The 25,393-nt window shown below is 53.4% G+C and carries 22 protein-coding genes; 7 read left to right on the top strand and 15 right to left on the bottom strand.

From position 1 onward, the window contains the following. The first annotated feature begins 62 nt into the window (after positions 1-62). The gene (gene lon / locus BUA28_RS01165; protein ID WP_072766310.1) at positions 63-2,438 is read left to right on the top strand and encodes an endopeptidase La; all 2,376 of its coding nucleotides are present in this window, start codon (positions 63-65) and stop codon (positions 2,436-2,438) included. A gap of 80 nt (positions 2,439-2,518) precedes the next feature. On the opposite strand, the gene BUA28_RS01160 is transcribed toward lon, so the two are convergent. From BUA28_RS01160 to ppa, 3 genes are all read right to left on the bottom strand, one after another. After that, complete coding sequence (locus BUA28_RS01160; protein WP_256598191.1) at positions 2,519-3,241, bottom strand: intradiol ring-cleavage dioxygenase; 723 nt, start codon at positions 3,239-3,241, stop codon at positions 2,519-2,521. A gap of 143 nt (positions 3,242-3,384) precedes the next feature. Further along, on the bottom strand, positions 3,385-4,017 hold the full coding sequence (locus tag BUA28_RS01155) for a GNAT family N-acetyltransferase (RefSeq protein WP_072766308.1): 633 nt from the start codon (positions 4,015-4,017) through the stop codon (positions 3,385-3,387). A 96-nt stretch (positions 4,018-4,113) separates the two neighbouring features. After that, entirely contained in the window at positions 4,114-4,662 is a 549-nt protein-coding gene (ppa, locus tag BUA28_RS01150; protein ID WP_072766307.1) for an inorganic diphosphatase, read from the bottom strand. 168 nt (positions 4,663-4,830) lie between these two features. On the opposite strand from ppa, the gene BUA28_RS01145 reads away from it, so the two are divergent. Together BUA28_RS01145 and BUA28_RS01140 are read left to right on the top strand one after the other, a co-directional pair. After that, on the top strand, positions 4,831-5,691 hold the full coding sequence (locus BUA28_RS01145) for an alpha/beta hydrolase (RefSeq protein ID WP_072766653.1): 861 nt from the start codon (positions 4,831-4,833) through the stop codon (positions 5,689-5,691). Between the two features lie 21 nt (positions 5,692-5,712). Next, positions 5,713-6,375: a glycerophosphodiester phosphodiesterase gene (locus BUA28_RS01140; protein ID WP_072766306.1), complete on the top strand. Its 663-nt coding sequence runs from the start codon at positions 5,713-5,715 to the stop codon at positions 6,373-6,375. A 252-nt stretch (positions 6,376-6,627) separates the two neighbouring features. On the opposite strand, the gene BUA28_RS01135 is transcribed toward BUA28_RS01140, so the two are convergent. The 5 genes from BUA28_RS01135 to BUA28_RS01110 form a co-directional block, all read right to left on the bottom strand. Continuing rightward, complete coding sequence (locus BUA28_RS01135; RefSeq protein WP_072766305.1) at positions 6,628-8,112, bottom strand: M48 family metalloprotease; 1,485 nt, start codon at positions 8,110-8,112, stop codon at positions 6,628-6,630. A 111-nt stretch (positions 8,113-8,223) separates the two neighbouring features. Beyond that, a complete protein-coding gene (gene rpmE, locus BUA28_RS01130; RefSeq protein WP_072766304.1) occupies positions 8,224-8,448 on the bottom strand; it encodes a 50S ribosomal protein L31 in 225 nt (74 codons plus the stop codon). Between the two features lie 132 nt (positions 8,449-8,580). Then, on the bottom strand, positions 8,581-9,840 hold the full coding sequence (rho, locus tag BUA28_RS01125; RefSeq protein ID WP_025041073.1) for a transcription termination factor Rho: 1,260 nt from the start codon (positions 9,838-9,840) through the stop codon (positions 8,581-8,583). A 142-nt stretch (positions 9,841-9,982) separates the two neighbouring features. Further along, positions 9,983-10,309: a thioredoxin TrxA gene (gene trxA / locus BUA28_RS01120; protein ID WP_072766303.1), complete on the bottom strand. Its 327-nt coding sequence runs from the start codon at positions 10,307-10,309 to the stop codon at positions 9,983-9,985. A 310-nt stretch (positions 10,310-10,619) separates the two neighbouring features. Then, positions 10,620-12,347, bottom strand: coding sequence for a glutamine--tRNA ligase/YqeY domain fusion protein (locus BUA28_RS01110; protein WP_072766301.1), 1,728 nt, complete (start codon positions 12,345-12,347; stop codon positions 10,620-10,622). A gap of 128 nt (positions 12,348-12,475) precedes the next feature. On the opposite strand from BUA28_RS01110, the gene BUA28_RS01105 reads away from it, so the two are divergent. The 4 genes from BUA28_RS01105 to hemB all read left to right on the top strand — a co-directional run bounded on the left by BUA28_RS01105 (position 12,476) and on the right by hemB (position 16,186). Next, complete coding sequence (locus BUA28_RS01105; RefSeq protein ID WP_072766300.1) at positions 12,476-13,465, top strand: biotin--[acetyl-CoA-carboxylase] ligase; 990 nt, start codon at positions 12,476-12,478, stop codon at positions 13,463-13,465. Further along, on the top strand, positions 13,450-14,211 hold the full coding sequence (locus tag BUA28_RS01100) for a type III pantothenate kinase (RefSeq protein WP_072766299.1): 762 nt from the start codon (positions 13,450-13,452) through the stop codon (positions 14,209-14,211). The genes BUA28_RS01105 and BUA28_RS01100 overlap by 16 nt, the downstream gene beginning before the upstream one ends. A 152-nt stretch (positions 14,212-14,363) precedes the next feature. Further along, positions 14,364-15,098, top strand: coding sequence for a ribosome biogenesis GTP-binding protein YihA/YsxC (gene yihA / locus BUA28_RS01095; protein ID WP_083569819.1), 735 nt, complete (start codon positions 14,364-14,366; stop codon positions 15,096-15,098). 83 nt (positions 15,099-15,181) lie between these two features. Further along, on the top strand, positions 15,182-16,186 hold the full coding sequence (hemB, locus tag BUA28_RS01090; RefSeq protein WP_072766298.1) for a porphobilinogen synthase: 1,005 nt from the start codon (positions 15,182-15,184) through the stop codon (positions 16,184-16,186). A 142-nt stretch (positions 16,187-16,328) separates the two neighbouring features. On the opposite strand, the gene BUA28_RS01085 is transcribed toward hemB, so the two are convergent. The 7 genes from BUA28_RS01085 to cysK form a co-directional block, all read right to left on the bottom strand. Beyond that, positions 16,329-18,659, bottom strand: coding sequence for a penicillin-binding protein 1A (locus BUA28_RS01085; protein WP_072766297.1), 2,331 nt, complete (start codon positions 18,657-18,659; stop codon positions 16,329-16,331). Positions 18,660-18,821: 162 nt separating this feature from the next. After that, on the bottom strand, positions 18,822-19,214 hold the full coding sequence (locus BUA28_RS01080; RefSeq protein WP_072766296.1) for a SirB2 family protein: 393 nt from the start codon (positions 19,212-19,214) through the stop codon (positions 18,822-18,824). Between the two features lie 2 nt (positions 19,215-19,216). Continuing rightward, the gene (locus tag BUA28_RS01075; RefSeq protein WP_072766295.1) at positions 19,217-19,699 is read right to left on the bottom strand and encodes a hypothetical protein; all 483 of its coding nucleotides are present in this window, start codon (positions 19,697-19,699) and stop codon (positions 19,217-19,219) included. Positions 19,700-20,043: 344 nt separating this feature from the next. After that, positions 20,044-21,459, bottom strand: a complete 1,416-nt coding sequence (locus tag BUA28_RS01065) for a dihydrolipoyl dehydrogenase (protein ID WP_072766293.1) — start codon at positions 21,457-21,459, stop codon at positions 20,044-20,046. Between the two features lie 301 nt (positions 21,460-21,760). Continuing rightward, on the bottom strand, positions 21,761-22,516 hold the full coding sequence (locus BUA28_RS01060) for a tetratricopeptide repeat protein (RefSeq protein WP_256598190.1): 756 nt from the start codon (positions 22,514-22,516) through the stop codon (positions 21,761-21,763). Positions 22,517-22,821: 305 nt separating this feature from the next. Beyond that, positions 22,822-23,772 (bottom strand): serine O-acetyltransferase EpsC, encoded by a 951-nt coding sequence (gene epsC / locus BUA28_RS01055; protein ID WP_072766652.1) that lies wholly within the window; start codon positions 23,770-23,772, stop codon positions 22,822-22,824. Positions 23,773-23,993: 221 nt separating this feature from the next. Further along, a complete protein-coding gene (gene cysK / locus BUA28_RS01050; protein WP_072766291.1) occupies positions 23,994-24,989 on the bottom strand; it encodes a cysteine synthase A in 996 nt (331 codons plus the stop codon). Positions 24,990-25,393: the final 404 nt, after the last annotated feature.

Below are 25,393 nucleotides of genomic sequence, written 5' to 3'. Positions count from 1 at the left end.
TGAGCAGATCCATAAGACTTATACACTTTAGCAAAGAATCGCTTATTGCCGAGGGAATCGTTATGGAAGAGTCTACCGTCACCAAATTCGAGTTACCCAAGGACGTGATCGCGCTAGTGCCTATGCGCAACCTTGTGGTGTTTCCCCACGTATTGACGGCGATCACCGTTGGCCGAGCAAAGTCAATCGCGGCGGTGGAGCATGCTCTACACTCCAACTGGCCGCTGGGCATCGTTCTGCAAAAGGACGCGGCCATCGATGAGCCGGCGCTCGACACATTGTTCAATATGGGCACGATAATAAGTATCGTCCGGCATCTCACCTCGGCCGATGGGCTGCGTCACGCCGTCTGCCAGGGTCTGGAGCGATTTTGCATTGAAGAACTGGTCGAGGGCTATCCGTTTCTTGCCGCTCGAATACGACGCATTGCCGAGCCGGCCGAGGTATCCACCGAGGCCGAGGCGCTGGCTATGCAGTTGCGTGAACGCACCGTAGAAATTCTCTCGTTGTTGCCCGGGGTGCCTGCGGAGCTTGCGCACGCGCTACAAGCTACACGAGCGCCGTCGCATCTGGCGGATATTGCCGCGAGCCTGCTCGATGCTGAAGTCGGTGAGAAGCAGATGTTGCTCGAAACCTTGAGTACGGAAGAACGGTTGAAAAAAGTGCTTCAGATCCTGTCGCGCCGCATCGAGGTGCTCAGGCTCTCGCAGGAGATTGGTGAGCGGACGAAAGAACAGTTGGTGGACCGCGAGCGCAAATTCTTGCTGCGTGAGCAATTAAAGACGATCCAGAAAGAACTGGGTGAAACTGAAGGCAACGACCAGGAGATCACGGAACTGGATGAGGCTATCGCCAAGGCCGGCATGCCGGATGAAATCGAGGCCCAGGCGCGCAAGGAGCTGCAACGATTGCAACGCATGCCGTCGGCCTCAAGCGAATATTCAATGCTTCACATTTATCTTGAGTGGATGACTGAGTTGCCGTGGCGGCTTCCGGCCGACATGCCGATCGACCTGAATGCAGCGCGCGAGATACTGGAAGCCGATCACTTCGGGCTTGAGCGCGTCAAGCAGCGCGTTGTCGAGTTTCTGGCAGTACAAAAACTGAAACCTCAGGGGCGCGCGCCGATTCTTTGTTTTGTCGGCCCGCCGGGGGTGGGCAAGACCTCGCTCGGCCAGAGCATCGCGCGGGCACTGCAGCGGCCGTTTGTTCGCGTATCTTTGGGTGGCGTGCATGACGAGGCGGAAATGCGCGGTCATCGCCGCACTTATATTGGTGCCATGCCGGGAAATATCGTGCAGAGTCTGCGCAAGGCCAAAGCGCGCAATTGCGTGATGATGCTTGACGAGGTAGACAAGATGTCCGCCAGTCTTCACGGAGACCCATCGGCCGCACTGCTGGAGGTCCTGGACCCGGAACAAAATTCGACTTTCCGGGATAATTATCTCGGCGTGCCTTTTGACTTGAGCCGTGTCGTCTTCATTGCGACGGCGAATGTAATTGACAACGTGCCGCCCCCGGTACGCGATCGCATGGAGATAATCGATATCCCAGGCTATACCCATGAGGAAAAACTTCAAATCGCGCTGCGTTACCTGGTGGCTCGCCAATGCGAGGGCAACGGCCTGATCGAAGGGCAGTGTGAAATAACAGTCGAGGCGTTGAATAGCATCATAGCGAATTATACCCGTGAGGCCGGGGTACGCCAATTCGAACGCGAAATCGGGCGTGTGATGCGTCATGCGGCCATGCGGGTTGCCGATGGCGCGCAGCTCAGGGTGCGCGTCGATGTTGCAGATCTGGATGGTATCCTGGGCCCTGCCAAATATGAGCATGAGATCGGCTTGCGCGCCAGCCTGCCTGGCGTGGCTACCGGCCTTGCCTGGACGCCGGCGGGCGGTGACATTCTTTTCATCGAAGCTACGCGAGTGAGTGGACGCGGCCAACTGATTCTGACAGGGCAGCTTGGCGGCGTCATGAAGGAGAGCGCTCAGGCGGCGCTCACCTTGGTGAAGGCGATTGCGGGCGATTTGCATATTCCTGCGGCAATGTTCGACGGTGTGGATGTTCATGTGCACGTGCCGGCGGGAGCCATTCCGAAAGACGGCCCCAGCGCCGGGGTAGCCATGTTTATAGCGCTCGCCTCGCTTTTTACCGATCGGCCGATAAATCACGACGTGGCAATGACCGGGGAGATCAGTTTGCGCGGGATGGTATTGCCCGTAGGGGGAATCAAGGAGAAGGTGCTTGCGGCGCAGCGCGCGGGTCTGCGCGCGGTACTACTGCCGGCGCGCAATGAAAAAGATCTGCGGGATGTGCCCGAAGCGACGCGTGCCACACTGGAATTCGTTTTCCTGGAAACGGTGGATGATGCTATTCAGGCGTCGCTGGGTCAACGGGGCACCGGTCGCCCCGCTTCCGAATTCAAGCTGATTTAAGAAGTTTCCGAACCAGCCGCCTTCGGGCACCGAGCCCATGTATGTAATTCAATGACGCTCGAACTTTGTGCGGCGTTCGCCTACCCCGTTTCGAGCCCGACATCAAATGTTGTCGCGTACCCCTCTCCCGTTTCCAGAAGCGTAAGCATTAGCTGGTCTCCTCCTTCGCGGAATATGCTGTCGCCCTCATTTCTCGTTCTCGGCAGGTAGCCCCCTTTTCTCGCATACGCCTGCTGCCGTGCATACGCCAGGTCCGTAATCGAGTCGTTGAAATAGAGCTGCGACGTAAACTCGCGCGCCCGCGCATATTTCGGGTCGGTACGTATTTTGAAATGAATATGAACCGTTCTGCCGGGATACCAGCCGGGGTAAATAGTGAGAAATCGCACGCTGCCGCTTGTATCCGTCACTTGATAGCCGCGCAGGAATTTCTTGCCCACGGTGTTGAAGCTGCTATCCGTCACATCAGAGTAGATCCCTTGGGCATCACAATGCCAAATATGTACAGAAGCGCCCGCAAGGGGCTTGCAGTCGATTCCATTGCCGACCTTCGTACCTGTCGCTGCGGCAAAAACACGAATCTCAAGCGCGAGGGGCAGTCCCTCTTTTATCGATCCATCCGAAGGATCGGATCGAATATCCGAACGATGCAAATGCTCATCGACGAAGTACGGACCTTCGGTCTGCTGAGGAGTGAGAACACATGAGAGGGTCCTGCGCACCGACTCGTTGGCGGACGAATATCCACTGAAACTGTTTATGCCGGCTGCGCCGATCAAGGTGAGCATTTGCCGTCGATTCATGAACGATTCCTCGCAACTGTCGAAATTCATGCTTTCTCCATAAATTGATAGACAGTGGCATCAGCGGTGTTGTCGGTCGATATACGCTTTGATAGCGCCTCTGTCTCCGAGTTCATGAAATCGATTTAAATTCGGCATGGAGGTTATGAGGCTGGCGTATTTTGCGACGCAGCGGCTTCATTGCCGTGTTTGTGGAACGAGAGCCTGCTCGTTAAATTGTTTTTTACCGAGGGCCATTCATGCTGAAGTATGGAATAGATAACCGTATCACGAACCGAACCGTCACGCATTATCTGGTGATTGCGTAAAATCCCGTCCTGCTTGGCGCCGAGCCGCTCAATTGCCGTTCTTGAGGCCTGGTTAAAAAAATGCGTCCTGAACTCTACCGCGATGGCTTTTTTTTGCTCGAAGACATGTTCCAGCAACAAGAGCTTGCTTTCGGTATTTACGCCTGTTTTACAGGCGGATTTTGCATACCAGGTATAGCCGAGCATCGGCCGCCTGCTCTTTTCGTCCACGTTATAGAAGCGCGTGGTTCCCACTATCCTGTTCGCATCATTGAGCCGAACTGCAAACGCGATATTTCCGTTCCTGGCGTTTTCAACAGCTTCAGCTACATAGTCGCCGATTTTGGCAGGCGAGGGCACATTGGCAAACCAGAGCTTCCATAACTCTCCATCCATTACCGCTGCCTTTAACGGATCGATGTGAGTGAAATCGAGCGGTTCAAGGGTTACAAGCGTCCCCTTGAGTTGTATATATTCAAGCCAGCTCATTTTCACATGCGTTCACATTGCCTTTCACTGACCCTGGGTTAACCTGTGCCGTATCAGTTTCCATACTTCACGCCTGAGGCCTGCTCAGCGGCTTTTTTAAAACATCGGCTTCTTTTTGGCTGCGTTATAGCGCTTTACACCGTTCACAATTTCCGCTTTTGCTTCTTTGACACCAACCCAGCCATTTACCTTGACCCACTTGTTGGGTTCCAAATCTTTGTAATGAGCGAAAAAATGCGCAATTTGTGAAAGAACCAGATCTGGTAAATCATCATGGGATTTTTTCTTGCGGTAGAGGCTGCACAGCTTGTCAATAGGCACAGCTAATACTTTGGCATCTTCACCGGCTTCATCGGTCATTTCCAACATTCCCAGAGCCCTGCATCGCACCACCACGCCGGAAATGAGCGGAACCGGCGAGATTACCAGCACATCCACCGGATCTCCATCTTCCGATAGCGTGTGAGGAATATAACCATAGTTGCAAGGGTAGTGCATCGACGTTGACATGAAGCGGTCCACGAACAACGCACCGGTTTCCTTGTCAACTTCATACTTGATAGGATCGGCATTCATGGGTATTTCTATAATGACGTTGAAATCGTTGGGCACGTCGCGGCCAGAACCAACCCGGTCAAGATTCATTTGCGTTCCTGTTACTGATGGCTGAAAAGCCGCTATTATAACTATGAGCAGGCGGATTAACCCAGAAACCTCTGAATAAGCTTCCGTGTAGCGAATGACCGGCAACTGAGCAGACAAGCCCGGGAAATATTCACAGGTTTCCCAATGCCATTCCTTTCGGGCACCAATATGCTATTCAATTTAGGCCTCGTGGCTATGGTTGGGTATGCCGTTTTCGCGGCGGCAATCTTTTTTGTGCAACCGCGTCTCATCTATTATCCGGAATTTGGGCGAAGCATTACCGGAACGCCAGATGATCTGGGACTTGCCTACGAGGCCGTGGAGATCACTACTGCGGACGGCGAAATCCTGCACGGCTGGTTTGTGCCGGCCCCCGCCACCCCAACCGCAACCCCAGCCGCAACTGTTTTGTTTCTGCATGGCAACGCCGGAAGCATTTCGCACCGCCTGGACTATCTGCCCATGTTTTACCGGCTCGGTTACAATACATTTATTTTCGATTATCGCGGTTTTGGCGAAAGTAGTGGAACGCCATCCGAGCCTGGCACCTATCTTGACGCTCAGGCCGCCTGGCAATACCTTATCGAAAAAAGAACTTTGCCGCCTGATAATGTCGTTTTATTCGGTGAATCCCTCGGTGGCGCTATAGCAGCGTGGCTTGCGGCAAACGAAAAGCCGGCTTTGCTGGTGCTGGCTTCCGCGTTCACTTCGGTACCCGACATGGCGGCGGAAATGTACCCGTTTTTGCCCGTACGGCTGCTGTCCCGTTTCGAGTACAACACGATTGACTACTTGCGAAATGTTACCTGCCCCGTATTTGTCGCTCATAGTCCACAGGACGAAATTGTGCCGTTTGCGCATGGCCAGGCGTTATATCAGGCAGCGCCCGATCCAAAACAATTTCTGGAGTTACAGGGCGGCCACAATAATGGTTTCATTTACATGCGGGACGATTGGGTGAACGTATTGAATGAATTTATCGACAGGTACGTGCCTGCACCTGAAGCGTCGGAAGCTTCGACAAACTAATATGGTTCCTGATCGCAGATCATGCTGGTAATCGCTCATCGCGGGTATCACGATGCGGTTCCCGAAAACACCATGGCTGCTTTCGAGGCGGCGGTGGCGGTAGGCGCGAACGGCATTGAAACCGACGTGCGCATCAGCCTCGATGGTTTGCCGGTGCTGATTCATGACCGTATTATTGCCTCCGGACAAGCGGTGGCGGAGTTGATACGGAGCGACATCGAGCAAATCGCGGGGCACCAGGTGCCCACTCTGGATGAAGCGCTGGAACATTTTCCCGGCATCTTGTGGAATGTCGAGATCAAGGCAATAAAGGCGCTATCCTCCGTAATTGGCGTTATCAAAAAGCACCAGGCCGGCCACCGTATTATCGTCACGTCTTTTCGCCATGACCTGGTGGCGATCTGTGCATCGTCGCTCAAGGTCAATTGCGGCCTTTTGCTGGCGCATCGGCCGCGAACGCTGAGTTCGTTGCTGGCAGACTTGAACTATAACGGCAATCCCAGGATCAATCATATCGTATGGGATTATGATGTGCTGGACGGCGACCTGTTGAAACAGGCGTCGTTGGATGGTTTCCGCAATTTCGTTTATGGTCCCGTCACCAAAGCCGAGCACGATGATTGCCGGGAACTCGGCGTGGATGGGGTGATTACCGATTATCCGCTTCTGGTGCAAAATGCCTAGCGCAGCTGGCGCTTAAAGGAAATCGGCCGCAAAAGCGCTACGCGTCCATGGGCGGTTCATATTTCGCCGCTTTTTCGACCAATAGAATAACTATTGACCTTCAAAATCCGCCCTCACCCCTTGATTTTTTCGCTGCGACTCTTCAAGCCCGACAGGATGCTGGCGCGGCTGACGAAACAGGACTTTGAGAATTACGCGCGATAAAATCATCATGTTGACTTCAGGTTACGCATGGTAACGTTAGCGTATGATTTATTTGACGATTTTGATGATCTGGCCAGCGGCGGGCTCTCCCTCGGGATACTGGCCGTTGAGCAAGCGCAGGTAGCTTTCGGCGTTAATCCCTAGAGGAGACTCTTTGGCCAGTCCGGCATAACTCAAGCCAATGGTGGCTTTGATGGTTCGGATCTCAAGTGCCTTGGCAGATTTTTTTTCCGCATCGGTAAGCGCACGAAAACTTTCAATGGTGCTGGAGATGGCATCCCGGTAGCGGGCGAAGGCGGCGGGGGAGTCACCTCGTCCCGCGACGAGATATGCCTTGTCTTCGTGATAAATCACAGCCGCCTTGAAGGGTCGCTCACCCTGCGCAAGGGACGTTACGACAGCCATTGGCAGCCCATTATGGGTCATCGATAGAATTTCCGCAGGGGATTCAGGGCGAAGGCGCTCTTGGGCAAGATCTGCTGGCGCCCCGCGTTGATCACCAAGAGGTCCTAACACCACCATGGCCTCCCCATCGGGACTCACCGCGACAACTTCATCCGGCTTATTTCGGATACGCCAGCCGGATGGGAAAGATAGCCTGAAACCCATTTGCTTGTGTTGAAACGTATTTCCTCGCACAACTCCCTGGCTGACGGCATCGCCGAAAATCATGCCTTCGGTCTGGTGCAGGAATTCCGCGCGGTGATCATCGATTTTTCCTGGCTGGACATATCGATTCGCTTCGCCAACCACCTCCTGCAATCGCGTGTCGTTGTCGGGGTGAGTGGCAAAAATACCATGATAACGGCGCGGCTCGCGTCCTTCCTGCTTCGCGGCTTCGATATCGAACAACTCCTGATTTTTCAGCACGGAAATGACTTTGATCATTGCTTGGGGATCGTAACCGCTTCGCGCAAGATACTCCGCGCCCAGCCGGTCCGCCTCCAGCTCGTGGCTGCGGCCGTAGCCTGAAAGAAGAGCGCTGCCAGTAACCCCGAGAAGGCTTTGAACGCCTTGTGCCAACTGTCCGCCAAGCTGCGGCACGAATATGCCCGCTACCAGGCCGCCAACGGCGGCGGCAACATTGGCTGCAGTGGCAGCGCTAGATTGCTGCACGCTATGGCGTGCCGTAACATGACCAATCTCATGCCCTAGCACGGCGGCAAGTTCCGCTTCGGAATTAAGATAAGCCAGGATGCCTCGTGTGAGGTAGATATGACCGCCAGGCAAGGCAAAGGCGTTTACCTCAGGGCTGTCTACGACCGTGAAATGATAGTCGAGCTGAGGGCGGTGGCTTTTCCTGGCAAGCTTCTGCCCAATCTCGTTGACATAATTTTGCAAAGCCGGCAGACCGCCATAAGTATTGTATGCCTTGCTTATCTCGATAGCGGCTTGCCGCCCCTCGCGCATCTCATCGGCTTCCGACATGAGCGTGAAATTCCGGTTACCTGTAACCGGATTTACCGCGCACCCTGTCAACTGAATCAGGCAGCTGAGCGCGAGGGCCAATTGAAGCGCGATCAGGATTCTCATCGTATTATTTTAATCGACTGCTGAAAATAAAAAAGCAGGCAGAAAAAAGAGCAGCTTGAAGCTGCTCTTTTTTCTGCCTGCTCTACCTCAGCAAGTCTCCGACGATCGATTTTAAGCCGCTGGCTGTTTTTCGACCTTTTTTCCATATTTCTGGCGGAATTTTTCTACTCGCCCGGCGGTGTCAACGATTTTTTGCTTGCCGGTATAGAAGGGGTGGCAGACCGAGCATACTTCAATATGCAACGGCTTGCCCATGGTGGAACGGGTCTGGAATATGCTACCGCAACTGCAGGTAACGGTAATTTCCTGATAGTTTGGGTGGATGTTTGCTTTCATGGCGTATGTCCTTGAGCTGTGCCCGATCGGCAGGGGATAGCTGCGGAGCAGGAAAAACTCTTATTATCTTATAGTCCGGGGAGAGGTTGCAACAATGTATTCGATTAAGGCGGGGTTTTTGTTCCGGAAACACTATACCCGGCGCATGGAATCGAAGAAATCCGCGTTATTTTTCGTGGCCTTGATCTTGTCGAGCAAGAATTCCATTGCTTCCATGTCGTCCATCGGGTAGAGCAATTTGCGCAGCACCCAGATTTTCTGTAATACATCCGGTTTGATGAGCAATTCTTCCTTGCGGGTGCCGGAGCGGTTCACGTTGATGGCGGGGTAGGTGCGTTTTTCCGCCATGCGCCGATCAAGGTGGATCTCCATGTTGCCGGTACCCTTGAATTCCTCATAAATCACATCGTCCATGCGCGAGCCCGTATCCACCAGGGCGGTGGCGATGATGGTAAGGGAGCCCCCTTCTTCGATGTTGCGTGCGGCCCCAAAGAAACGCTTGGGGCGTTGCAGTGCATTGGCATCGACGCCACCGGTCAATACCTTGCCGGAAGCAGGAACCACGGTATTGTAAGCGCGGGCCAGTCGCGTGATGGAGTCCAGCAGTATCACGACATCTTTCTTGTGCTCGACCAACCGCTTTGCTTTTTCGATCACCATGTCGGCCACTTGCACGTGACGTACCGCAGGCTCGTCGAAAGTGGAGGAGACTACCTCACCCCTGACGGAGCGGATCATCTCGGTTACTTCCTCGGGACGCTCGTCTATCAACAATACCATCAGAATGACGTCGGGGTGATTGGCCGCTATCGCATGGGCGATATGCTGAAGCATGACCGTTTTCCCCGACTTGGGGCTCGCTACCAGCAGACCGCGCTGGCCTTTGCCGATGGGGGCAATGAGATCGATGATGCGGCTGGTAACGTTTTCCTCGGCTTTGATGTCACGTTCGAGCAGTAATCGCTCGGTGGGAAATAGCGGGGTGAGATTTTCAAACAGAATCTTGTGCTTGGAATTTTCTGGCGGTTCGCTGTTGACCTTATCCACCTTAACCAGGGCAAAGTAGCGTTCGCCATCCTTGGGAGTGCGAATTTCGCCTTCTATGGAATCCCCGGTGTGCAGGTTGAAGCGCCTTATCTGGCTGGGGGAGACATAAATATCATCGGGTCCAGCCAGATATGAGGTATCTGGAGATCGCAGGAAGCCAAAGCCGTCCTGAAGCACTTCCAGGGTGCCTTCGCCGTAAATGCTTTCCCCCTTGCGTGCCTGGTTTTTTAGTAAGGCGAAAATCAAGTCCTGTTTTCGCAGCCGGTTGGCGCCGTCAATTTCATTGGCGATGGCCATTTCTACCAGTTCGGTGACGTGGAAGTTCTTAAGGTCGGATAAGTGCATTGAGTGGAACTCGTGGGTGAAGAACAGGGACGTAAAGCGTCAGGACGCGTTGGAAAAAACTGATGGGGCAGAGCGAGAATTAGAAGCGGTAGATCGAATAGGATTCCGCTTGGGGAGGCGGTTCTTTACAAGATTAGCGATTTTAGATATGGCTGTCAATAAAAGCGGTAAGCTGGGATTTTGATAGCGCGCCAACCTTGGTCGCCTCGATATTGCCGTTTTTAAAAAGCATAAGCGTGGGAATACCGCGGATGCCATATTTTGGCGGGGTGGCCTGATTTTCGTCAATATTCAGTTTTGCCACTTTCAGACGATCTCCATATTCCTGGGCTACCTCATCCAGGATCGGCGCGATCATCTTGCATGGTCCGCACCACTCCGCCCAGTAGTCAACCAGAACCGGCACGGCGGATTGCAGTACTTCGGCTTCAAATGTCCCATCGGAAATATAAAGGATATGCTGGCTCATGTGACTTTCTCATTCAAGTTAAATAGATGCGGCTAATGACTACGGCGGGCAGGATCAAACGACATCGATGCGATAATGCTGAAAATGAAGAAGCTGCAGTTCAGTCAAGGGTCTGTGGCAATATCAGAAATTATATATTGCTTCTTTTCCGGATGCTTTGCTTTTGTATTTTTTATATGCTATCGAAAAAATGCACGAAAGGGAAGCAGCTTTTTCAAGAAAGACGGGTTTACGCTGAATCCGCATCATACCACAGCAGAAACCGCACAAGTTCGGTATGAGCGCCTGCCGTGTTTTCAACCGCCGTGTTTCAGGCCTTAGCTGGCTTGCTCCATGAATCCCGCAGTGTTACCGCTCGATTGAACACCGGTTTTCCCGGTTTCGTACTCTCACGGTCGGCGATGAAGTAACCGTGGCGTTCGAATTGAAAGCGGTCTTCCGGTTGAGCCTGATCGAGTGCCGGTTCTACATAGGCAGTGATAATTTTCTTTGAATTGGAATTCAGAAAAGTTTTGTAATTCTGTCCTCCCGCATCAGGATGAGCATGGGAAAACAGACGGTCATAAATTCGTACTTCGGCCTGCCGCGCATGGTTTGCCGAAAGCCAGTGTATGTTGCCCTTGACTTTGCGCTTGTCCGCGCCTGCTGTGCCGCTCCTGGTGTCGGGATCATAGGTGCAGTGAATTTCCATAATTTCTCCGGCGGCGTCTTTCACGACATTCACGCATTTTACGATATAAGCATAACGCAGCCGCACTTCCGCACCGGGAAAGAGACGGAAGTAGCCCTTCGACGGTGTTTCCATGAAGTCGCTGCGCTCGATATAGATGATTTTTGACAAAGGCAAAACGCGGTTTCCCCACTCCGGCTTCTGCGGATGGTTGGGCGCCATGCAATCCTCCTCGCTATTTTCCGGATAATTATCGATAACGACCTTTAGCGGTTTCAGGACAGCGAGTCGCCGGTGAGCACGTTCATTCAGGTCTTCGCGAAGGCAGTCTTCCAGCATACCCAGCTCTATCCATGAATCGGCCTTGCTGACGCCGATGCGCTCGGCAAAAAGTCGAATGGATTCTGGCGTGTAGCCCCGGCGTCGTACCCCCGCCAGCGTATTCATGCGTGGGTCATCCCAACCATCGACGACGCCCCCCTCAACCAGTTCGATCAGCTTGCGCTTGCTCATAACGGTATAGGTGAGATTCAACCGCGCAAATTCGATTTGCTGCGGGTGGCAGGGGACGATATCCGCCAATTGATCCAATACCCAATCATAGAGCGGACGGTGATCTTCGAATTCCAGCGTGCAAAGCGAGTGAGTAATTTTTTCCAGCGCATCTGAAAGGCAATGCGTGTAATCGTACATCGGGTAAATACACCATTTATCGCCGGTGCGATGATGATGAACATGACGGATACGATATATGACAGGATCGCGCAGGTTGATGTTGGGAGATGTCATGTCGATTTTGGCGCGCAAAACATGCGTCCCGTCTGCAAACTCTCCCGCTTTCATCCGTCGAAACAAGTCAAGGTTTTCTTCAATGACGCGTTCGCGATAAGGGCTATTCTCGCCCGCCTCGGTCAGTGTTCCGCGTAACGCGCGGATTTCCTCGGCAGTGAGGCTGTCTACATATGCTTTGCCCCGCTTGATAAGGTGCTCGGCAAACTCGTAAAGCTTATCGAAATAGTCCGAAGCGTAATGGAGGTGCCTGTCCCAGCTGAAGCCCAGCCATTTAACTGAATCGAGTATCGAATCGACATATTCCTGCTCCTCTTTTTCGGGATTGGTGTCGTCAAAACGCAAGTGACATATACCGTTATAATCACGGGCAAGGCCAAAGTTGAGGCAGATGCTTTTGGCATGGCCGATGTGCAGGTAGCCATTCGGTTCGGGCGGAAAACGCGTTTCTACGCGTCCGTTCCATTTGCCTGTCCTGTTATCTTCTTCGATGATATTACGGATGAAGTTGGAAACGGGCAGCGCGGCGGGACCGGTTGCAGGGTTATCTTTCAAATTAGCCTCTCTCGTGTCATTCATTATGCTTGGCGCCGGTTCACCTATTATAGAGAGATTAGCGCATTACGCTAAATCGGATAAAAAACCTTCACGCGATTAATGCACAAGCTGTAGCGCAGGCTGGAAAGATTTGCACTACACTAATTAATATGAAGCCGCTCACTTTTTCCATTCTGCGCCTGTTGAGCGATAATGAATTCCATTCGGGCGCTACCATTGCACAAACCTTGGGTGTTTCGCGGGCCAGCGTGTCCAACGCGCTACGAGATGTGGATGAAGCCGGTCTGACAGTACACAGGATTCACGGCCGTGGCTACCGTCTGCTCGATCCGGTGCAATGGATGGAACGGGAGGTGATTCTGAAGCATCTCGGCCGCGACGCGAACAATTTCCACCTTGAAGTGATGGATAGCATCGACTCAACCAACACTTTTTTGCTCCATGAGGCTTCGAGGGGAATAAATCGCGGCAGAGCGGGTATTCATGTGGTTGCGGCAGAATTGCAAACCAGCGGACGTGGACGCCGTGGACGGCAATGGCATTCGGGCTTGGGCGGCAGCCTTGCTTTTTCGATGTCCTGGCAATTTCAGCAGGGTGCGAGCTTCCTGTCCGGCCTAAGTCTCGCGATTGGAGTGGCGATCATACGCACGCTCGAGTCCGCGGGAATCAAGGACGCGGTACTCAAGTGGCCCAACGACGTCATGTACAACCTGTGCAAGCTTGCAGGCATACTCATCGAATTGCACGGCGATATGCTGGGTCCATCCGCTGCCGTCATTGGCGTGGGCGTAAACCTGAAACTGTCGGATAATATACAGGCGCGTATAGACCAGGGTGTGACGGACGTGTATTCGATTACCGGTAAAATGCCTGACCGCAATGAATTATTGGCTGCGCTATTGATCGATCTCACCGCTGCGTTGAGAGAGTTTGAGCGTCGAGGTTTTGCGCCATTCAAGGAAGAATGGATGAGCCACCATTTTTGTGAAAATAAGGCGGTCAGTCTTCGCTTTCCCGACGGCTCAAGTCAGGAGGGCACTGTACATGGCGTGGCGGATGACGGATCGTTGCTGCTGCAAACTTCAGCGGGTATTCGTAGCTACAGCGGTGGCGAGATTACGCTATGCCGAATAGCCTGAAACCACTTTTGCTGGCAGTTGATTCCGGCAACACTCATATCAAGTGGGGGCTGTACGATGGAGGCAACCCGCTGAAACAAGGAGTCGTGGCGCAAGGAAAAAAGGGTTTGCTAGAGCGAGAATGGGAGGTTCTGGAGGAACCTTCGCGTATCATGGTGTCCAATGTTGCCGACGCACAGGCCAGGAGTGATCTGTCCGAGCTATTTGTTAGATGGAAAATTCAGCCGGAATGGATCCATGCGGTTGCTTACCAGTGCGGTGTGCGCAACTACTATGCGGATCCTGCCCAACTCGGCAGTGATCGGTGGGCGGCGCTGATTGGTGCATGGGAATCGGAACGGCAAGGATGCCTGGTAGTGGATGCCGGGACCGCAATGACTGTTGACGCCCTTACTGATACGGGTGAATTTCTTGGCGGCATTATTACTCCGGGTATTGATCTGATGCAGCAAATACTGATGAGGAATATCGTATCCCTGACATCCGGGGAGGGGAAATTTTGCGATTACCCCGACAGCACTGCAGACGCCATATGCAGCGGCACGATGCATGCAATTGCTGGCGCCATCGAACGGATGGCCGTGACGCTTGCAGGCACGCTGGGTCGCGTGCCTGACTGTATTTTAAGCGGGGGCTCGGCACAGCGGTTGCTGCCGCAACTTAACGTCAATGCCAAAGTGATGGATAATCTGGTATTGCAAGGTCTGCTGGCGATCGCCCAGGAGAACCCGAAAGCACCGCTGTAAACTCAGCTCTCATCCGCAGCAAGTTGGAAGCCTCTGAATAGGTCTCCTCCCTTCGTGCGATTTGTCGGTCCGTTCGTATCCTTGGAGACTTATTTGGAAGCCATTTGGAAATTTTGTTTTTAGCTGTCTGCGTTTACTCTTTTGGTTGAAATATGTCCGTTTTTCAGCATGCAACGTTTTATACCACTGTTAATCAGCTGAGCTGTTTGCCGGCGCCTGACGGGGTGGAGATAGCCTTTGCCGGGCGGTCGAATGCGGGAAAGTCCAGCGCAATCAACGCGCTGGCTACTCGTGGCCGCCTTGCTTTCGTCAGCAAAACGCCCGGACGCACTCAGCATTTGAATTTTTTTCAGCTGGGAGGCGGCCGTTTTCTGGTAGACCTTCCAGGATATGGTTATGCCAAAGTACCCATTGATGTGCGACGACATTGGGAGCACCTGCTCAGCACCTACCTCCAGACGCGGGAATCGCTCTGTGGAATGGTGCTTATCATGGATGTGCGGCACCCGTTGACGCCACTTGATCGCCAGATGCTGGCCTGGTTCGCGTCAACAGGAAAACCGGTGCATGTACTGCTCACCAAATCGGATAAGCTGACCAGGCAGCATGCGGAGAAAATACTCAAAGAGGTGCTGGCTTATTTACGTGAAGCTTATCCGCAATGCAGCGTACAGCTGTTTTCCAGTAAAACCAGGGAAGGGGTGAAAGACGCTACGGCCTTGCTTGGCACATGGTTGGGATTGGAAGCCGATTTGATCCAGGAACCAAAAGCCGTCTCAAAGCCAAAAATAAAAAACCCCCGGTTAAAGGGGAATAAAACCGGGGGCAAACATACCTTAATAGGGATTAAGGTACCCGCTCAGGGAGGAAAAGCGGGAGACAATTAAGCAACGTCTGTAAGTAAGATACAGAATTCGAGTACAAGTTCCCGGTTTTTCATTTTTTATCAATTTTCTTTTTTAGGTAGATCATGCCAGTTTTAAACCAGTTTCCACAGAAGAGGATGCGGCGCATGCGCCGCGATGAATTCTCGCGTCGCCTGGTGCGAGAGAATCGTCTCCATCCGGACGACCTGATTTATCCCGTATTTGTACTGGACGGAAAGAATCGGGAGGAAACTGTATCCTCAATGCCAGGTGTTGTGCGGCAAAGCCTGGATGTACTGATGCATCGAGCGGAAACATGTCTGCGGCTCGGTATCCCGGCTATCGCTATATTTCCGGTTATCGAGCCCGGTCTCAAGAATCTCACCGCCTCGGAAGCCTTCAATCCCGCAGGTCTGGTGCCAAGGGTAGTGAGCGAGCTGAAGAAGCAATTTCCGGAGCTTGGCGTTATTACCGATGTCGCGCTCGATCCCTATACCAGCCATGGCCAGGATGGGTTGATCGATGCCCATGGCTATGTAATGAACGATGAAACTGTTACCGTGCTGGCACAACAGGCGCTGATGCACGCCCAGGCCGGTGCGGACGTGGTGGCGCCCTCCGACATGATGGATGGGCGCATTGCAGCAATCCGCGAGGCGCTTGAACGTCAGAAGTGCACTCATACCCGTATTCTTGCTTATTCCGCGAAATATGCGTCCGGTTTTTACGGCCCTTTTCGCGATGCGGTGGGCTCAGCCGCCAATCTGGGCGCGGGTAATAAGAGTACATATCAGATGGACCCGGCCAATTCAGACGAGGCGTTGTGGGAAGTAGGTCTGGATCTGGAAGAAGGCGCGGATATGGTGATGATAAAGCCCGGGTTGCCTTATCTGGATATCGTACGTCGCGTAAAGGACCGGTTTGGCGTTCCCACTTTTGTCTACCAAGTAAGCGGTGAATATGCCATGCTCAAGGCTGCTGCGCAAAACGGCTGGCTGGACGAAAGAACCTGCGTCCTTGAATCATTATTGGCTTTCAAGCGTGCTGGCGCTGACGGCATCCTCACCTATTACGCCCTTGATGCGGCGGAGTGGTTGAGGAGCGCCTGAAGTATCGAGGAGTGATAGTAGGTCGGGCTCTGCCCGACATCGTTTCTTTGATTGTCTTTCTTTGGTTGTCGGGCGGAGCCCGACCTACCTATTTCTTGGGTTGGCGTGAGGTATGGGCCTCATCATTTCACGATGACAAAAATCACGGTGACAAAAACTCCTTTATCACGTCCTCCACCGATTTTATAGCTTCATCCACCTTGTTGTCTGCTTCGGGCGGTAGTTGCTCCTCCAGGAAATATTCGGTCATGGCGCCGTGGGCTTCCCTCAAACCGGTTTCGGGGTTGATTTTCGCTGTGGTGATGCCGGCAGGAGGCGTATAAGCCGCTGTCGGGACGCCCTTCAATGCCTTGCTCATATAGCTCATCCACATCGGCAGGGCAGCCCGGCCCCCGGTTTCGTTGTTTCCCAATGATTTCGGGTTATCAAAGCCGATCCAGGCAATAGCGACCAGATCGGCCTGGTAGCCACAAAACCATGCATCGACATAATTGCTGGTAGTGCCGGTTTTCCCAGCCAGATCGGCACGGCCTAGTTGTTTTGCTCTAGTCGCGGTTCCCCGCTGCACCACATCCCGCATCATGCTGGTCATAAGAAAGGCGTTGCGCGGGTCTATGATTTGCTTGGCGCTTTCCCCCGCCAGTACAGGTTTTGGCTGCTCCAGTATATTGCCTTTCTCATCCTCGATGCGCTGGATGAAATAGGGTGTTACGAGAAAGCCCCCGTTGGCGAACGCGGCATAACCCACCGCCATCTGTATCGGAGTCACCGAACCGGCGCCCAATGCCATCGGCAGGTAGGCGGGGTGCAGCTTGGGGTCGAAGCCGAAGCGGGCAACATAATCCTGCGCGTATTGAACGTCAATTGCCTGAAGAATGCGAATGGAAACCAGATTTTTGGATTTGGCAAGCGCTTCACGCATGCGTACCGGCCCCTCATAAGTATCCTCGAAATTTCGTGGGTCCCACTGATCGCTTCCTGTTTCCTCGGCGGTAAAGGAGAGTGGCGCGTCATTGATGACGGTGGCTGGCGTAAAGCCTTTTTCCAGAGATGCGGAATAAATGAACGGTTTGAAACTGGAGCCCGGTTGGCGCCACGCCTGTATGACGTGGTTAAACTGACTTCGGTTGAAGTCGAACCCGCCTACGATCGCGCGAATTGCCCCATCATGCGAGTTTATTGCAACCAGCGAGGCCTCGACCTGAGGAAGTTGCACGATATGCCACACGTCTTTTTCGTTCTTCCGTATCCGGATTAGCGAGCCCGGACGAATATATTGCTGGCCAGAGCCCGCCTTGCTGTTGCTGGAAAGGGATTTCTGGGCGAACTTGAGACCATCACCGGTGATCTCAATGATTTCGCCGCCCCTTCGGTATGCCTTGACCGATTTCGTGCTGGCGGCCAGCACTACGGCAGCCTGGATATCGTCACTGTCGGCCACTTCCTGTAACGCATCTTCCAGAATCTCTTCGCGATCCAGGTCGGCTTGCGCCAAATTGATAAATGCTTCAGGGCCGCGATAACCATGTCGGCTGTCATAATCCATCACGGCTTGCCGCACCGCCTTGTAGGCTGCGTCCTGATCCAGCCGTCGTATCGTGGTATAGACTTTGAAGCCTTTAGTATAGGTGTCTTCATGATGGCGCTCATATACCGCCTGACGTGCCATTTCTGCTACAAAGCCTGCGTGCATTGCAAATTCCTGCGATTCGCGCTTGACCTGCAACGGTTGTTTTTCCGCTTCTTTGAACGCGGGACTGGAAATATAGCCGAGTTCGTGCATGCGCCGGAGGACATAAAGTTGCCGCATCTTCGCGCGCTTGGGATTGACTACCGGGTTAAAGCGTGAAGGCGCCTTGGGCAATCCCGCGAGCATTGCGGCTTCTGCGAGGTTGATCTTGTCCAGGTTCTTGCCGAAATAGACCTGCGACGCGGCAGCAAAGCCATAAGCGCGCTGCCCGAGATATATCTGATTGAAGTAAAGTTCAAGAATCTCGTCTTTGCTCAGGCTGTGCTCAATTTTAAACGCCAGCAAAGCCTCGCTGAATTTCCGAGTGAGTGTTTTTTCCTTGGTCAGGAAAAAATTACGAGCGACTTGCATGGTAATGGTGCTGGCCCCTTGCCGCGCACCGCCGGAAGTGAAATTCGAATAGGCAGCCCGCAATATGCCGGGATAATCCACTCCGCCATGCTGATAAAAGCGGTCGTCCTCAGCGGCCAGAATCGCCTGTTTCAGGCGCGCCGGGACCGAGCTGATTTTCACCACCTCGCGGCGCTCTTCGCCGAATTCCCCGATCAGGAGACCTTCAGCGCTGTAAACCCGTAAAGGGATTTTCGGACGGTAATCGGTCAGCGCTTCAAGCGAGGGCAATGTGGGAATGGTAACCAGCGCGGCAAAGCCGGCTAGCAAGACTCCAATAAGACCTAGCGCTAAAAATGCGGCGAGCAGGTAAACCCACCAACGTGCTAGCATGTAAGAAGAATTTTGAAAAAGAGAGTTAAGACGAACATATGCAATTATAAGGTATTACGTGAAGCAATGCGGTAGAAGCGAACGCTGGGAATGCTAGGGCACATTTTGAAGTATTTTTCAGGGAAGTGAGGCGGGAGGTCGTCAAATTGCAGGCTTGTCCGTTTACGAGGACGCAAAGGAAAGTACTGCCGGATTTTTAGTCAGGGCGACCAGTACGATATAAAGAAAGGTCAACTGAGCCGCGATCCACGCATACATTCTTGCTTTACGGGTTTTGCCGAATTTCAGCGCCATCATCCCCAGGCCGATATAAGCCAGCAGACCGATGACTTTGGCGCTGAGCCATGAATCATGTATCGGATCCTGGTGAATCCTGATGGCCAGCACGATGGCACTCGTCAGCAGTATGGTATCCACCACGTGCGGTGTAACTTTTACCCAGCGCCGCTGCAAAGCGGACGATTCACGCATTTTCCATATGCTGCGCAACGAAAACAACAGGTAGCTGATTATCACGCTGGTGACATGAATCATTTTCAATGTTGCGTAACTCATGCTCACTCTCCGCTCAACATCCAGCCGTGGCTGCCCGCCACCGCTCCGGCAATAGTAATAAGGCTTAAACCAAGCAATATCCAATGCATGCGCCGCATCCGGTGAAAAGTCTTTTCGGCGTCGTGTTGCGCTGTTTTCGGGGTCCGTTTCCGCAATACCAGCGGTTCCACCACAAACAACATCAAAGTAAAGATTAGCCAGACCAGGACCATGGCATGCATCCACCAGAAGCCCAATTCGGCAAAACGGTTCCATGCATTCAGAAAATGCACCATGTAGAATCCGCTCAAACCCACGAGCACCGTGACGAAGCGAGCCTGAGGTGCAAAGCGGCCTTCGATACGCGCAAAAAACTCGGTTCGTTCGGATACCGATCTCATCTGTGCCATGGCTGGAATCAGCACGGTAGTGACCATCGCCACGCCACCAATCCATAGCACAACGCCCAGCACATGGACCACTCTGGCAAAAGCGAACTCATCCATAGAAATAATCCCCCGGTCTTTCCTGCTCGAAACGCTTATGCAAAAATGTTCTCGATATCCATGCCAGCACAAATATGCCAGGATTCACCCCTGTTGTCCGCCTGGGTTGCTACTCCTGACCTAAAGGTTGTTAATGCTTGTGATTGAGTTTGGCAGCCTGGACGCTAAAATGTTCAAGTATTTCACACATAAACATGAAGCGGAGGCGCCGCCTTGGCTGGATTTTCGTCCCTTTGCTTATGTACTGTTTCAGGCGTGCCGTATACGGGCCCTGCTATATGCGCTTTCAGCGCCTTTTCTCATTGAAGGAGCGGCGCAACCGGCTATGTTTGACCAAAACAGGATTAATTAAGAGCCTCGCAATCGAATGCATCGCAGCCGGCAAGATCCGATTTGCCGCAAGCGGGAACTTGTGCCGATAGTTGGCGCAAAGCGCTGCGCAAACCTTCTTCCAGAGTGGGGTGATAAAACGGCAATCGCAGCATATCATGTACCGTGAGCGAACGCTCGATGGCTAGCGCCACCAAATGTGCCATGTGTTCCCCCGCGGGGGAACACATTTCGGCACCGAGTAGCCGGCCGCTTTCCGGTTCGGCATAAAGACGTAGGATGCCCTTGTTGCGCTGGGCCACCCTGGCGCGGCCCTGATGTTCAAAACGCGCTTCTCCCGTCAGTATCGTATCGACGTCGAGCGAATCGAAGCGCGTGCCTGTCATCGCAATGCCCGGATCGGTGAAGACTATCGCAAGTGGGACCCGGCGCTTGAAATACAGGGGATCACGCTGAGTCGCGTTGACTCCGGCGATATATCCCTCATCCGCTGCCTCATGCAGAAGAGGAGTGTGGTCGTTGATGTCGCCAGCCATGAAAACCGGCAGATCGGCTATTTGCATAGTATGAGGATCGACTGAAGGCAGCCCCTGCTCATTGAGTTCGACACCCAATGTTTCCAGCCCAAGGCTGTCGATATTGGGCCGACGGCCCAGGCTGACGAGAACGCTGTCGACCATGGCCTCTTTACTTCCGGCATGTACTTGCATACCGCCGTTAGTTGCGCGTAGCTCAGCCTTTTGCCCCAGATGAATGGGAAATTCCTGTTTCAAAAGTTCTATCGCCGCGGCATTCACGCTGGGGTCTTTCAATCCCGCAATCGAGATTTGCTCGCCAAACGCCACGACATCCACGCCCAACCGGGAAAGCGCCTGGGCCATTTCCACGCCCACCGGGCCCAAGCCTATCACTGCCATGCGGGAAGGCAGCGTTTGCTGTTCGAATAATGTATCCGTAGTGAGCAATTGCTTCCCGAAAACCCGCCATGGCTCAGGGACGACCGGGCGTGAGCCGGAAGCGATGATAATGCTGCGTGCGCGAAGTTCACGCCCGTTTACTTCCAGCCTTCCTGGTCCAAGCAAGCGCGCACGACCGGAAATCGCGTGCTCGCCCAGTGCTTCGGAAATCTTCAGCGTGCCGGCAACAAAATCATCGCGTAGCCGGCGTACACGCCACAGCGCAGCAGGAATGTCAAGTGTGAGAGAACTCGCTTCCCGAATACCAAATTCCTCAAACGTGCTGCGAGAGTGAAAGGTATTCGCTGCCTCGATCAGCGCTTTGGAAGGCATGCAACCCACCCGGGCACAGACCGTTCCCCATGGTCCATCGTTGATGAGGATGAAGTTGGATGTCTGCTTCTTCACTTCATTCAATGCAGCCAGACCCGCAGTGCCGGCCCCGACAATGATGACATCGTATGATTCATTCATGGCGGCTTCTCCGGCAATATAACTGCATTGAACCTAAGCGGTTGGAGGTGGAAGGGCAAAAAACATGACATGGTGGCTGGCCAAGAGCTAGCTCAGCGGCTGCCTAAGGTAACTTGTAACTTCAAATAACCCCAGGTAACGATAAGTGCGGCGAGTATGAACCGAAAAGCCCGCTGAGGTAACCAGTAAGCCAACGCTGTTTCGCAGACACAATCCCTGCCATCGCCCTATTGCCCGGCATTATGTCCCGGTATAGCGTTAAGGCGACCTTGCAGGGGCTCCTGGTCTTTTAATATATTGCCTAATCTCCTGGCTCCGCCTGGTTAGCCTTTTCGCCGGTTGTTTTGGGCTTGAGTCTTGCAGAGAGCCAATCACGCGAGATTTTTTGCGCTTGCAAAAGTTGCTTGGGGCTAAGAGTGTGCATGATTTCGTCCCGAGCCGTTACCGCTTGCTGAACCCCGGCGGCAGCGGCGAGATTCAGCCATACGTAGCTCTGTACCTGATCGATAGCCACGCCATATCCGGTGCGGTAGATGAGGCCTAGCTCATACTGTGCCGGGCCGTAGCCTTGTTCTGCTGCCAGTTTAAGCCACTTCGCAGCCTCGGCGAAATCCTGAAGGGCGCCATTTCCAGTCAAATATAACAGGCCGAGCTTATACTGCGCATCGCTATCCCCCTTCTCAGCACTCTCTTGATACAACCGCACCGTAAAATAATGATCATCCGCCGGACCTGGTGTCGCAGGAGAGGCTGGCCCTGTGTTACGCGTCGCTGCCGTTCCGGCAGGAGGTTTGACGCCGGTGGTCGCCGCATTCAAGTGTTCTTCATGATCGCGTCCGGGGTTGCCATTGCCGGGAATAGCGGGATTCTCCAGCTCGATTTCAGATACGGGCCCAACGTAATAGTCAGCCATGTTCTCTTCTATGACTAGCCAGACCAACGCAATCAGTATCGCACCCACGGTTAGGGCAGATCCCACTGCAACATAAGCATGGGGGTTTCGCACCCAAAAGCGTTGTCTGCAATCGCGGCAGCGTACAGGCCGAAGGAACAGCATGGACACTGTCCGTTCCCCAGGCCGGGCACGAGAGCTGTGCGTTTTTTTACTTCCGCACTTAATGCAATTCGGGTGCATAATATTTTGTATTGTTGCTGTTCTACTCGAAAAGTGAGGCGTTCCTGTATCTTGCACAGTCTATGGAGTCTAAGTAGTGGCTCACCTAACGTCAACCCGGGCAGAAAGCCCAAGCACATCTCTACGCAATTAACTCCCTGATGAGTTCGGTTGGCTGCGCATCCATTCCCAACCTGATCCAGCGCATCTGAATGATTTCAGTATCAACGTCGATATGGATTACCCGCTTAAATGCCGGCGCCGCCGTCATATACCTCATTACGTATTTGCGCTTGCGAGATAATACTGCCGGGCGGAATGCTGCGCGTAAGCCAGACGTTGCCGCCGATGGTCGAGCCGCGCCCGATGGTGATACGGCCAAGAATGGTGGCGCCAGCGTAGATAATTACATCATCCTCGACAATAGGGTGCCGAATGTTCCCTTTTACCAGCGCACCATGCTCATCCGTGGGGAAGCGTTTTGCGCCCAGCGTCACGGCCTGATACAGGCGCACGTGTTCGCCAATGATGGCGGTTTCGCCGATGACTACACCGGTGCCGTGATCGATAAAAAAACTGCCTCCAATCTTCGCCCCTGGATGAATCTCAATACCAGTGGCGGAATGGGCGATTTCCGAAATCATGCGTGCAATCAGCGGTGCGCCCAGACAGTGCAGTTCATGCGCGAGGCGATAATGCGTAATGGCCATAATGCCCGGGTAACAGACCAATACCTCGTCCAGGCTGCGGGCCGCCGGATCGCCCTCGTACGCTGCCTGGATGTCGCTTTCCAGCAAAGTTCGGATATGGGGTAATTGCCGGGCGAACGCCTGGGTGATAGCCGCGGCCTGTTCTCGATCCGAATTGCTTGCGGTTTCCAGGCCGGAAGTAAAGCGCAGTTCACGGCGCACTTGAACCAATAGTTCGCGGAGCGTGACATCCAACGTGTGCCCGACGTAATAATCGACACTCTCATTGGTGAGTTCGGGTAAGCCCAGGCGGTTCGGAAACAACACGGCGCTCAACCCATCCGCGATCCCGACCAGTACCTTGCGGGAGGGGAGCTTGGGCGGCCTGTCGCGCCTCTGCCGGTTTTCCAGTGATTTCACACGCAAGGCCCGTAGCTCGGCCACAACCTTGTCGATTTCCAAACCTGCCCCTTTCGATGATGAGTATCCTGTCTTTCCTGATTTTGCCATCATCCTAAATCCGGTAGTTGGACGGGGGGAAGTGCACAGTTTTTGAGGTGCAGGGCAAGGCGCAACAACGCGGAATGGTCATTCCATTCCAAGGAGTTGCAACGCAGCCATGTGCCGCAAAAACTGTGCAATTCTCCCCGTAGCGACCTCACCCGGAAGGTGGGCGTCAAATAAAATGAAATATTGTTATTAATCATGACACTGATCTATCAAATGAGCGGTCAACTACCGGATTTAGGATCATGCACCGCACCCTGGCCATCAAGCACATCCTCGAAGAGAATGGAACTCAAGTAACGTTCTCCCGAATCGGGAAGGATTACGACGATGGTTTTTCCTGCGTTTTCCCGACGCTTGGCATAGCGTATAGCCACCGCCACAGCCGCCCCGCATGAAATTCCGGAAATAATGCCTTCTTCGCGGGCAAGGCGGCGGGCATAGCGCAACGCATCTTCATTGCTGACCTGCTCGATATCGTCCACCAGCGACAGGTCTAAATTCTCCGGAACGAAACCGGCGCCAATTCCAGGAATTTTGTGCGGTCCGGGTTTCAGCGACTCACCCGCACGTAATTGAGTCAATACCGGACTGGCGGATGGTTCAACCGCAACAGAAATGATCGTTTTCCCCTTTGTATTTTTGATGTAGCGCGAAACGCCGGTTATAGTACCGCCTGTACCCACGCCGGAAACAAAAATATCAATGGCGCCCTCGGTATCATTCCAGATTTCCGGCCCGGTAGTGCGTTCATGGATGGCCGGGTTGGCTGGGTTGTTGAATTGCTGAAGCAATACATACCGGTCAGGATCAGAGGCAACAATTTCCTCGGCTTTCAACACGGCGCCTTTCATTCCCCGTGCGCCTTCCGTCAATACCAGTTTTGCCCCATAGGCGCCAAGCAATTTACGCCGTTCCACGCTCATGGTTTCCGGCATGGTCAAGGTCAGCGGTATGCCGCGGGAGGCCGCAACGGAAGCCAGTGCGATGCCGGTGTTGCCGCTCGTCGGTTCTACCAGTTCTGTTCCCGTATGGAGTAGTCCGCGCTTTTCCGCGTCCTCGATCATCGCCGTGCCAATTCGACATTTTACGGAATAAGCAGGGTTACGTCCCTCGATCTTGGCCAGTACCGTTGCGGGAGCGCCGTCGGTAATGCGGTTAAGCTGAACCAACGGCGTATGTCCGATAGACAGCGAGTTATCCTTGAACCAACGCGGCATGCTGCGACTTCCTTCAGTATGGATTCCGGGCCAACCTGCTCGCGAATATGACGCACGTGAGGATGGGGCATGTTTGGAAGAAAAAACTTAAAATCGTTTCAATCTGCCCAACCCGTTCGAGATAGGCTTTCTTGCAACCTGGGTGATGACGCAACCGGAAGCTGCGCGTCCATCAGAACAGCAGGTTTAATGTTTATTCAAGACGTATTGATTATAATACTTGGTTTATCGCAGGGTTTACGCTGTTTTTCCTATAATATCCGTCTGAAATCATTGAGTTATTTTAACATGAGTATAAGCGTCGGAGTAACCATTTGGCTGAGGTTTACCGAAGGACGCAGGCGAGGCCCAACTCTTCAGGCACTACTTTGATGCTTGCAGCCTGCTCCGGAAACGAGAGCACT

Source organism: Nitrosospira sp. Nsp11 (assembly GCF_900142705.1).
In the GTDB taxonomy this organism is placed as follows: Bacteria; Pseudomonadota; Gammaproteobacteria; order Burkholderiales; family Nitrosomonadaceae; genus Nitrosospira.
The sequence above is the reverse complement of the archived record's forward strand: the minus strand, read 5'-3'. Positions and strand labels throughout refer to the sequence as shown.

Coding starts and splice junctions, on each gene's coding strand:
- lon (WP_072766310.1), top strand. CDS start 63: ATGGAAGAGTCTACCGTCACCAAATTCGAGTTACCCAAGGACGTGATC.
- BUA28_RS01160 (WP_256598191.1), bottom strand. CDS start 3,241: ATGAATCGACGGCAAATGCTCACCTTGATCGGCGCAGCCGGCATAAAC.
- BUA28_RS01155 (WP_072766308.1), bottom strand. CDS start 4,017: ATGAGCTGGCTTGAATATATACAACTCAAGGGGACGCTTGTAACCCTT.
- ppa (WP_072766307.1), bottom strand. CDS start 4,662: ATGAATCTTGACCGGGTTGGTTCTGGCCGCGACGTGCCCAACGATTTC.
- BUA28_RS01145 (WP_072766653.1), top strand. CDS start 4,831: ATGCTATTCAATTTAGGCCTCGTGGCTATGGTTGGGTATGCCGTTTTC.
- BUA28_RS01140 (WP_072766306.1), top strand. CDS start 5,713: ATGCTGGTAATCGCTCATCGCGGGTATCACGATGCGGTTCCCGAAAAC.
- BUA28_RS01135 (WP_072766305.1), bottom strand. CDS start 8,112: ATGAGAATCCTGATCGCGCTTCAATTGGCCCTCGCGCTCAGCTGCCTG.
- rpmE (WP_072766304.1), bottom strand. CDS start 8,448: ATGAAAGCAAACATCCACCCAAACTATCAGGAAATTACCGTTACCTGC.
- rho (WP_025041073.1), bottom strand. CDS start 9,840: ATGCACTTATCCGACCTTAAGAACTTCCACGTCACCGAACTGGTAGAA.
- trxA (WP_072766303.1), bottom strand. CDS start 10,309: ATGAGCCAGCATATCCTTTATATTTCCGATGGGACATTTGAAGCCGAA.
- BUA28_RS01110 (WP_072766301.1), bottom strand. CDS start 12,347: ATGAATGACACGAGAGAGGCTAATTTGAAAGATAACCCTGCAACCGGT.
- BUA28_RS01105 (WP_072766300.1), top strand. CDS start 12,476: ATGAAGCCGCTCACTTTTTCCATTCTGCGCCTGTTGAGCGATAATGAA.
- BUA28_RS01100 (WP_072766299.1), top strand. CDS start 13,450: ATGCCGAATAGCCTGAAACCACTTTTGCTGGCAGTTGATTCCGGCAAC.
- yihA (WP_083569819.1), top strand. CDS start 14,364: ATGTCCGTTTTTCAGCATGCAACGTTTTATACCACTGTTAATCAGCTG.
- hemB (WP_072766298.1), top strand. CDS start 15,182: ATGCCAGTTTTAAACCAGTTTCCACAGAAGAGGATGCGGCGCATGCGC.
- BUA28_RS01085 (WP_072766297.1), bottom strand. CDS start 18,659: ATGCTAGCACGTTGGTGGGTTTACCTGCTCGCCGCATTTTTAGCGCTA.
- BUA28_RS01080 (WP_072766296.1), bottom strand. CDS start 19,214: ATGAGTTACGCAACATTGAAAATGATTCATGTCACCAGCGTGATAATC.
- BUA28_RS01075 (WP_072766295.1), bottom strand. CDS start 19,699: ATGGATGAGTTCGCTTTTGCCAGAGTGGTCCATGTGCTGGGCGTTGTG.
- BUA28_RS01065 (WP_072766293.1), bottom strand. CDS start 21,459: ATGAATGAATCATACGATGTCATCATTGTCGGGGCCGGCACTGCGGGT.
- BUA28_RS01060 (WP_256598190.1), bottom strand. CDS start 22,516: ATGCTGTTCCTTCGGCCTGTACGCTGCCGCGATTGCAGACAACGCTTT.
- epsC (WP_072766652.1), bottom strand. CDS start 23,772: ATGGCAAAATCAGGAAAGACAGGATACTCATCATCGAAAGGGGCAGGT.
- cysK (WP_072766291.1), bottom strand. CDS start 24,989: ATGCCGCGTTGGTTCAAGGATAACTCGCTGTCTATCGGACATACGCCG.